Origin of the sequence: Streptomyces marokkonensis (assembly GCF_039539045.1) — a bacterium.
GTDB lineage: Bacteria > Actinomycetota > Actinomycetes > Streptomycetales > Streptomycetaceae > Streptomyces > Streptomyces marokkonensis.
The window spans coordinates 1-10,629 of the sequence record NZ_BAABCQ010000224.1 but is presented as its reverse complement, the minus strand read 5'-3'; the positions used below and the strand labels follow the sequence as shown (position 1 = coordinate 10,629).

The 10,629-nt window shown below is 72.0% G+C and carries 2 protein-coding genes; both read left to right on the top strand.

Annotated elements, in window-relative coordinates; all coding sequences use genetic code 11:
- Window positions 1-2,350, top strand: a 2,350-nt coding sequence (locus ABEA26_RS32940; RefSeq protein ID WP_345597323.1) for an SDR family NAD(P)-dependent oxidoreductase, incomplete at its 5' end; no start/stop codon positions are given.
- Window positions 2,351-2,375: 25 nt separating this feature from the next.
- The coding region (locus ABEA26_RS32935) for a type I polyketide synthase (protein ID WP_345597322.1) at window positions 2,376-10,629 on the top strand (8,254 nt) is incomplete at its 3' end.

Sequence of the window (10,629 nt, the reverse complement as noted above, 5' to 3'; positions counted from 1 at the left end):
CTTCGCCGGACAGCCCACGACCCACGTGGACCTGCCCACCTACCCCTTCCAACGCGAGCGCTACTGGCCCGAGGCAGCGGACACCTCCGCACCGGAGCTGAGCGCGATGTCTCCGGACGAGGCGGAGTTCTGGCAGGCCGTCGAGAGCGAGGACCTGGACGCCCTGATGGGCACCCTGGACAAGGCCGAGGCGGAGCCGCTGCGCGCGGTCCTGCCGGCCCTCGCCTCCTGGCGGCGCAACAGCCGCGACAGTTCCACCGTCGACGGCTGGCGCTACCGCGTCGGCTGGAAGCCCCTACCGAAGGCCAAGTCGGCCGACCTGTCCGGCACATGGATCGTCCTGGTTCCCGAGGTGCTGCGGGACGACGCCACAATCTCGGCCTGCGGCCGTGCCCTGGCCGGGCACGGCGCCCACGTGGTGACCCTGGCGGTGTCCTCCGCCGACGCCGAACGCAAGGCGCTCGGCGGGCTTCTCGGCGAAGTCCTGCGGGAGAACGGCACGGAGAACGAGAGGAAACTGTCCCGCATCGGCGGCGTGCTGTCCTTCCTCGCCGTGGACGAAATACCAGACCGAGCGCACCCCGCGGTTCCCGCCGGCGTCACGGCGACGCTCGCGCTGGTGCAGGCCCTCGACGACGTGGAGATCCAGGCGCTCTTGTGGTGCGCCACCATGGGCGCGGTCCAGGTCGGCGCCGCGGACCGCACGGTGAGCGTGGCGCAGGCCCAGGTGTGGGGTCTCGGAAGAGTCGTCTGCCTGGAGCGCCCCGGTAACTGGGGCGGTCTCGTAGACCTGCCTGCCGACGGGGTCGACGCAAGGATCACCGACAACCTGTGCGAAATCCTGGCGGGGCGAACGTCCGAGGCCTCCGACCCGGGCGCCGGTGACGTCGGCGGCGCGGGCGAGGACCAGATCGCGGTACGTTCGGCCGGTGCGTTCGGCCGCCGCCTCGTCCGCGCCCCGCTGAACGGAGCACCCGCCGTACGTCCGTGGCGCCCCGAGGGCACCGTACTGATCACCGGCGGCACCGGCGCCCTGGGCGGCCACGTCGCCCGATGGCTGGCGGGACGGGGAGCAGAACGGCTCGTCCTGACCAGCCGCAGGGGCGCCGCGGCCCCCGGGGCGACCGAGCTGGAGGCGGAGCTGGCGGGGCTTGGCGCCAAGGTGACGGTGGAGGCCTGCGATGTCGCCAACCGGGACCAAGTGGCCGCGCTGATCGAGCGGTTGAACGCCGAGGGCGCCCCCGTGCGTGCGGTCGTTCACACGGCGGGTGTCAGTGCCGGCGCCGCCCTGGCCGACACCGAATCGGCAGCGTTCGCCGACGTCCTCGCGGGCAAGACGGCAGGCGCCGCCCACCTCGATGAGCTGCTCGGCGGGACGGTGGACGCGTTCGTGGTGTTCTCCTCCATCGCCGGAGTGTGGGGCAGCGCCCGGCAAGCCGGATACGCGGCGGCGAACGCGGCGCTGGACGCGCTCGCCCTGCGCCGCCGGGCCCGCGGCTGGGCCGCCACATCCGTGGCGTGGGGCCAGTGGGCCGACGGCGGCATGGCCGCCGGCGACACCGGCGAGCAGCTGACCCGTCTGGGCCTGGCACCGATGGCGCCCGGCCTCGCGATCACCGCGCTTCAGCAGGCCATCGAGCACGACGAGACGCCAGTGGTCGTGGTCGACGTGGAGTGGCCGCGGTTCGCCACGGCCTTCACGACCCTGCGGCCGAGCCCGCTGATCGGTGACCTGCCCGAGGTGCGGGCGGCGCTCGCCCCCGAAGAGGACGCGGCGGACGGCACGTCCCCGTCCACTGGAGCCGACCGTGCCGAGACGCTGCGGCAGAATCTCCTCGAACTGTCCGGACCCGAACAGGAACACCTGCTCCGGGAACTCGTGCAGGAACGGGCGGCGACAGTGCTGCGGCTCGCCGCACCCACCGAGGTGCGGTCCGATCGGGCGTTCCGAACCCTCGGGTTCGACTCCTTGACCGCGGTGGAGCTGCGCAACCAACTGGGCGAGGCGACGGGCCTGCGGCTGCCGGCCGCCTTGGTCTTCGACTACCCGACGCCCACGGCGCTGGTCACGTACCTGCGGAGCAAGCTGCTCCCCGAGGGGGACGGGACAGGCACCGAGGGCGGCCCCGGCGGCCACGACGACGTGGACGAGGCCGCCGTCCGTGGCGCACTGGCGACAGTGCCGCTTGACCAACTCAGGGCCGCCGGAGTGCTGGACACCCTGTTGAAACTCGCGGACCGGCGCGGTGGGGCGCTAACCCCTCTGCCCGCGGGCGACGAGACCGAGTCGATCGACGAGATGGACGCCGACAGCCTGATCCAGATGGCGTTGGGCGACGGCGAATCCTGATGACGCGTGAAGTGTGGAGTGCATGATGGCTAGTTCGGCTGACAAGGTTCTCGAAGCGCTGCGCGCGTCGCTCAAAGAGGTCGACCGGTTGCGGCGGGAGAACACCCAGCTCACCGATGCGGCGCGGGAACCGATAGCGATCACCGGGATGAGCTGCCGCTACCCGGGCGGGGTGACGAGCCCCGAGGGCCTGTGGAACCTGGTCGAATCCGGGACCGACGCGGTCACCGCGTTCCCGACCGACCGCGGCTGGGACCTGGAGCGGCTCTACGAGGAGGCCCACGACAACGCGGTCACCTTCGAGGGCGGCTTCGTCGACGGGGTCACGGACTTCGATGCGGGCTTCTTCGGCATTTCGCCGCGCGAGGCGCTGGCGATGGACCCGCAGCAGCGCGTGCTCCTGGAGGAGTCCTGGAAGGCCCTGGAACGGGCAGGAGTCGATCCCTCGTCGCTGCGCGGCACCGCGACCGGTGTCTTCGTCGGAGCCCAGTCGTCCGGTTACGAGACGAGTCTGCGGCAGTCGAACGAGAACGTCGCGGGCTACTACGTCACCGGCACCGCGGGAAGCGTCGTCTCCGGACGCGTCTCCTACTCCCTGGGCCTGGAGGGCCCGGCCGTGACGATCGACACGGCGTGCTCGTCGTCGCTCGTGGCCCTCCACCAGGCAGTGCAGGCACTGCGCCAGCGAGAGTGCTCCCTCGCGCTGGCCGCCGGTGTGACCGTGATGAACAACCCTGGCGCGTTCGCCGAGTTCAGCCAGCAGGGTGGCCTTGCGGCGGACGGCCGCTGCAAGTCCTTCGCGGTCGCCGCCGACGGCACCGGCTGGGCCGAGGGCGTGGGCGTCCTGGTGGTGGAGCGGCTCTCCGACGCGCTCCGCAACGGACGCGAGATCCTCGCGGTGATCCGCGGCTCGGCCGTGAACCAGGACGGCGCGAGCAACGGCCTGACCGCGCCGAACGGCCCCTCCCAGCGCCGGGTCATCCGGGCCGCGCTGGCCAACGCCGGCCTCTCGCCCAGACAGATCGACGCCGTGGAGGCACACGGCACCGGCACCGTTCTCGGCGACCCCATCGAGGCCCAGGCCCTCCTGGAGACGTACGGCCAGGACAGGTCGGAGGGCAGACCGCTGTTCCTCGGCTCGATGAAGTCCAACTTCGGTCATGCGCAGGCCGCTTCAGGCGTCGCCGGTGTGATCAAGATGGTGATGGCGCTGCGGCACGCGGCCCTGCCCCGCACCCTCCACGTCGACGAGCCGACGCCGCACGTGGACTGGTCGGCCGGGTCCGTCGAGCTCCTGACCCAGCCGGTGGAGTGGCCGGAGACCGGGCAGCCGCGCCGCGCGGGCGTCTCCTCCTTCGGCGTGAGCGGCACGAACGCGCACGTCATCGTCGAGCAGGCGCCCGTGCGCGAGGTCGAGCCCGCCGCCGACGGGCCCAGGCGGAACCGGACCCTGCCGATCGTCCCCTGGCTCGTAGCGGGCGCGACCGGCGAAGCGCTGAAGGCACAGGCGAGCGAACTCCGAGCTCACCTGGACAACGCCCCCGCGGACGAATCCGGCGCCCTGGACGTCGGCTATTCGCTCGCCACGGGACGCGCCGCCCTGGAACACCGCGCGGTGATCCTCGCCGACGGCCGTACCGGACTCGTCGACGGCCTGGGCGAGTTGAGCGCGTCCGGCAACGGCCCGGCAGTGGTGCGCGGAGTAGTGGCACCTGGACGCCTGGCGGTGCTCTTCTCAGGACAGGGCTCCCAACGGGCCGGCATGGGACGGGAGCTGTACGAGACCTACCCCGCCTTCAGCGAGGTGTTCGACGCGGTCTGCGCGGAGCTGGACCGTCACCTGGACCGGCCGCTGCGCGAGGTCGTCTTCGACGGCGGTGACCTGCTGGACCAGACGCAGTTCACGCAGGCCGGGCTGTTCGCGCTTGAGGTGGCGCTGTTCGAGCTGGTGACGTCGTGGGGTGTGAAGCCGGACTACCTGCTGGGTCACTCCATCGGCGAGCTGTCGGCCGCGTACGTGGCTGGAATGCTGTCGCTGGAGGACGCTGCTGCGCTGGTGGCGGCGCGGGGCCGTCTGATGCAGGCGCTTCCGGCCGGTGGGGCGATGGTCTCGCTCCAGGCGGCGGAGGACGAGGTCCTGCCGCTGTTGACGGACGGCGTGTCCATCGCCGCGCTCAACGGTCCGCGTTCCACGGTGATTTCCGGCGACGAGGTGGCGGTTCTCGAGATCGCCGCGCACTTCGAGGGTGAGGGTCGTAAGACCAAGCGTCTGCGGGTCAGCCATGCCTTCCACTCCCCGCGTATGGAGGCCATGCTCGACGACTTCCGCGCCGTCGCGGAGCGCCTCACCTACAACGCGCCCCAGATCGCCATCGTCTCCAACGTCACCGGCGCGGTGATTCCCGCACGCGAGATCCGCACGGCGGAGTACTGGGTGCGCCACGTCCGCGACGCGGTCCGCTTCCTGGACGGCGTCCGCACCCTGCAGACCCAGGGTGTGACCGCCTTCCTGGAACTGGGCCCCGACGGAGTGCTCTCCGCCATGGTCCAGGACTGCGTCACGTCCGGACCCGGCACCGAGGGCACCCTCTCCGTCCCGGCGCTCCGCAAGGGGCGCGACGAGGCACGCACGTCCGCCGCCGCGCTCGCCGAACTGCACGTCCGTGGCAAGGAGGTCGACTGGGCGGCGTACTTCGCGGGCACCGGTGCCCGCCGCGTCGACCTGCCCACCTACGCCTTCCAAGGGCAGCGCTACTGGCCGCACGTCCCCGAGGACCAGACCGCCGTGGCCGGCGAGGGTGGTAACACCCCCGAAGAGGCCCGGTTCTGGGACGCTGTCGAACGCGAGGACCTGCAGTCGCTCGTCGACGCCGTACGCCCCGACGACTCCGCCCCACTCGCCGACGCGCTCCCGGCGCTCGCTGCCTGGCGACGGCAGAGCCGCGACAACTCCACGGCCGACGAGTGGCGTTACGGAATCAGCTGGAAGCCCGTCACGGGCGGCCCGGCGGGACAACCGTCGGGCGACGCGCTGACGGGCACCTGGATCGTCGCCGTACCCCGGGGCGCCGGAGGCGACCCCTCGGTGCACAGCACGGGCAGCCTGGCGCGCAGTACGATCGACGGCCTCGCCGCGCACGGCGCCACGGTGCTGCCGCTGGAGATCGACGCCGCCGCCACCGACCGCGCGGCACTCGCGCACGAACTCGCGCAAGCTCTCCGGGACTCCGGGCAGCCGGCCGGCGTGCTCTCCCTCCTGGCCCTGGACGAGGAGCCGCACCCCACCCACACCGTCGTACCGGCCGGCATGGCCGGCACACTGGCGCTGGTCCAGGCTCTCGGCGACACGGAGATCGACGCGCCGCTCTGGCTCGGCACCCGCGGAGCCGTCTCCGTCGGCCGCTCCGACCCGCTGACCAGCGCGGTCCAGGCCGCGCTGTGGGGGCTCGGCCGGGTCGTCGGCCTGGAGTGCGCCCACCGCTGGGGCGGACTGGTCGACCTGCCGGCCACGCTCGACGAGCGCGCGGCCGGCCGGCTGTGCGCGGTCCTGGCCGACGGAGGCGAGGACCAGGCGGCGGTGCGCTCCTCCGGGACATTCGTACGCCGACTCGTCCGCGACCCCCGAGGGGAGAGCACCGACGGCTCGACGTGGACGCCCCGCGGCACCGCACTCATCACGGGCGGCACCGGCGCGCTCGGCAGCCACGTGGCGCGCTGGCTGGCCAAGGGCGGCGCACAGAGCCTGATCCTCACCAGCCGCCGAGGCCCCGACGCACCCGGAGTCGCCGAGCTCGTCGACGAGCTCCAGGAGTTCGGCACCCAGGTGACCGTCGTCGCTTGCGACATCACCGACCGCGCAGCCGTCGCCGCACTGATCGAGCAGACCACCGCCACGCCGGACACGGACGGCGAGGAGAGCACCCTGCGGACCGTCGTGCACGCCGCGGGCGTCGGCACAGCCATGCTGCTGTCCGAAGCCACCACGGAGACACTCGCCGCGGAGCTGTCCGCCAAGGTCGCCGGCGCCGTCCACCTGGACGAACTGCTCGAAGACCACGACCTCGACGCCTTCGTCGTCTTCTCCTCCGTCGCCGGAGTCTGGGGCAGCGGTGGCCAGAGCGGCTACGCCGCCGCCAACGCCTACCTCGACGGACTCGTCCAGCGTCGCAGGGCACGCGGCGTCCCCGCGACCTCGGTCGCCTGGGGCGCCTGGGCCGGCGGCGGCATGGCCGACGGCGAGGAGGGCGAGCAGCTGCTGCGCCTGGGCATCCGGTCCATGGCGCCCGCCCCCGCGATCACCGCGCTGCAGCGAGCACTCGACTGCGACGACACCCTGGTGACGGTCGCGGACATGGACTGGGCGCGCTTCGTGCCCGTCTTCGCCGCAGCCCGCCCCCGCCCGCTGATCGGCGACCTGGCCGAGGCGCGCGAGGCCCTGACGACCCCCACGGGACCCGACGGGACGAACGGCCCGGCAGAGGGCACGTCCCCGCTGGGCGAACGGCTCGGGCACCTGAGCGCCGCCGAGCGCACCGAGGCACTGACCGAACTGGTCAGGGGCCAGGCCGCCGTCGTACTCGGGCACGGCTCGGCGGACGGGGTCGAGCCCGACCGGGCGTTCCGCGAGCTCGGCTTCGACTCGCTCACCGCGGTCGAACTGCGCAACAGGCTCGCCGCCGAGACGGGCCTGAGCCTCCCGAGCACCATGGTCTTCGACCACCCGACGCCGGCCGTCCTCGCCCGGTTCCTCGACGCCGAACTCGCCTTCGAAACCGGCGACGGGTACGGCGCGTCCGACACCCGCCAAATCTCCGCCGCGGGCACCCGCGCTCCGGCCGGCAACACCGCGGCCGTCGAGGACGAGGACCTGATCGCCATTGTCGGCATGAGCTGCCGCTACCCCGGCGAGGTCGAGAGCCCCGAGGACCTGTGGCGACTCCTCGCCGCAGGCGGCGACGGCATCACCGGCTTCCCCACGGCCCGCGGCTGGGATCTGGAAGGCATCTACGACCCCGACCCGGCCCACCCCGGTACGAGCTATACCCTCCAAGGCGGCTTCCTGCACGGGGCGGGCGACTTCGACGCCGGCTTCTTCGGGATCTCCCCGCGCGAGGCCCTGGCGATGGACCCGCAGCAGCGGCTCCTCCTCGAAGCCTCCTGGGAGGTCTTCGAGCGCGCGGGCATCGACCCGACGTCGGTGCGTGGCGAGCAGATCGGTGTCTTCGCCGGAGCCTCCTCGTCCGGCTACGGCGCCGGCGCCGCCCAGACCCCCGAGGGCGGCGAAGGACACCTCATCACGGGCACCGCGACGAGCGTGGTCTCCGGCCGCATCGCGTACATGATGGGCCTTGAGGGCCCGGCGGTGACGGTCGACACCGCGTGCTCGTCGTCACTGGTGGCCCTGCACCTCGCCGCGCAGGCCTTGCGCCAGGGCGAGTGCAGCATGGCCCTCGCGGGCGGCGTCGCGCTCCTCGCGACCCCGGCCGCGTTCGTGGAGTTCTCCCGCCAGCGCGGCCTCGCGGCGGACGGCCGCTGCAAGCCCTTCGCGGAGGCGGCGGACGGCACGGGCTGGTCCGAGGGCGTGGGCGTGCTCCTGGTGGAGCGCCTGTCCGACGCCCGCCGCCTCGGTCACGAGGTCCTCGCGGTGGTCCGGGGCAGCGCGATCAACCAGGACGGTGCCTCCAACGGCCTGACCGCCCCGAACGGCCCGTCCCAGCAGCGCGTGATCCGCCAGGCCCTGGCGAACGCCGGCCTGTCCGCGTCGCAGGTGGACGCGGTGGAGGCGCACGGCACGGGCACCCGTCTCGGCGACCCGATCGAGGCCCAGGCGCTCATCGCGACCTATGGTCAGGAACGGGCTGACGGCTGCCCGCTGTGGCTGGGCTCGATCAAGTCCAACATCGGCCACGCCGCGGCGGCGGCCGGCGTGGGCGGCGTCATCAAGATGGTCATGGCGATGCGGGAGGGTGTGCTGCCGCGGACCCTGCACGTGGACGAGCCGACGCCCCAGGTCGACTGGTCGGCGGGTGCGGTGGAGCTGCTGACGGAGTCGGTGGCGTGGCCGGAGACGGGCGAGCCGCGCCGTGCGGGTGTCTCGTCCTTCGGTATCAGCGGCACGAATGCGCATGTGGTCCTGGAGCAGGCGCCGGAGGTCGAGGAGCCGGAGGCGGTTGTGGCTCCGGTGGCGTTGCCGGTGGTGCCGTGGGTGGTGTCGGCGAAGTCGGAGGCGGGGCTGTCGGGGCAGGTGGAGCGGCTGCGGTCGTTCGTTGCCGAGCGTCCTGGGCTGTCGCCGGTGGATGTGGGTTTCTCGCTGGTGACGTCGCGTGCGGTGCTGGGCCATCGGGCGGCACTGGTCGGGGACCGGACTGTGCGGGGTGCGGCCTCGGCCGGCAGGACGGCTGTGCTGTTCTCGGGCCAGGGCTCGCAACGGCCGGCCATGGGCCGGGAGTTGTACGAGGCGTTTCCGGTGTTCGCGGACGTGTTCGACGCGGTGTGCGCGGAGCTGGACCGACACTTGGACCAGCCCCTTCGTGAGGTGGTTTTCGAGGGTGGTGAGCTGCTGGATCGGACGCAGTTCACGCAGGCGGGTCTGTTCGCGCTTGAGGTGGCGCTGTTCGAGCTGGTGACGTCATGGGGCGTAAGGCCCGACTTCCTGCTGGGTCACTCGATCGGTGAGTTGTCGGCCGCGTACGTGGCCGGCGTGCTGTCGCTGGAGGACGCTGCCGTGCTGGTGGCGGCGCGGGGGCGTCTGATGCAGGCGCTGCCGGCCGGTGGGGCGATGGTGTCGTTGCAGGCGACCGAGGACGAGGTCCTGCCGCTGTTGGTCGACGGCGTGTCGATCGCCGCGCTCAACGGCCCGCGTTCGACGGTGGTGTCGGGTGACGAGGCAGAGGTCTCGCGGATCGCCGCGTACTTCGAGGGTGAGGGTCGTAAGACGAAGCGTCTGCGGGTGAGTCATGCGTTCCACTCGCCGCGTATGGACGCGATGCTCGACGACTTCCGCAAGGCCGCGGAGCGACTGACCTTCAACGCCCCGCAGCTGTCGATCGTCTCGGATGTGACAGGTGCGGTGCTGTCGGCGGAGGAGGTGCAGGATCCGGAGTACTGGGTGCGCCATGTCCGTGAGGCGGTGCGTTTCCTGGATGGCATCCGCACCTTGGAAGCGGAAGGTGTGACGGCGTTCCTGGAGCTGGGTCCGGACGGTGTGCTGTCCGCGATGGCGCAGGACTGCGTCACCTCCGACTCCGGCGAGATCACCTTCGTACCCGCCCTCCGCAAGAACCGCGACGAGCCGGAATCGCTGGTCACCGCTCTGGCCGAACTGTACGTACGCGGCGAGGCGGTCGACTGGACGGCGTACTACGCCGGTACCGGTGCGCGCCGGGTGGAACTGCCGACGTACGCCTTCCAGCGGCAGTGGTACTGGGCTGCGGCGACGACGACCCTTCTCGGTGACCTGACCGGTGTCGGTCAGCACTCCACGGAGCACCCGCTCCTGGGCGCGGCGATATCGCTGGCCGAGGGTGACGGGCTCGTGCTGACGGGCCGCATCTCCCTTCAGTCGCATGCGTGGCTCGCGGATCATGTGGTGTTGGGTTCGGTGTTGTTGCCGGGTACGGCGTTTGTGGATCTGGCGTTGTATGCGGGGGAGAGAGTTGGCTGTGGGGGGCTTGAGGAGTTGACGCTGGAGGCGCCGTTGGTGCTTCCTGAGCGTGGTGGGGTGTCGGTTCAGTTGTCGGTGGCGGCCGCGGGTGCTGACGGTCGTCGTGTGGTGAGTGTGCATTCGCGGCCGGCTGATGATGCCGAGGGCGAATGGGTGTGTCATGCCCGGGGTGTGCTGTCGGTCGAGGCCGGGGCTGTGGGTGAAGGGCTTGAGGTGTGGCCCCCGCGCGACGCGGTGGTGGTGGACGTCGAGGGCTTCTACGAAGGACTCGCCGGACTGGGATACGGGTACGGCCCGGTCTTCCAGGGGCTGCGGTCCGTCTGGAAGCGCGACGACGAGGTGTTCGCGGAGGTGTCCCTCCCCGATGGCGAGGACTCCGACGGGTTCGGTGTGCATCCCGCCCTGCTGGACGCTGCGCTGCATGCCATGGGACTGACGTCCGGAGACGGTGGGACGAGCGAGGGTGGTTCGCCGGGTCTGCCGTTCGCGTGGTCGGGGGTGTCGTTGTCGGCGGTGGGTGCGCGGGTGTTGCGGGTGCGGATTGCGCGCTCGGGTTCGGGTGTGTCGTTGCTGTTGGCTGATGGTACGGGTGCGCATGTGGCGTCGGTGGAGTCGT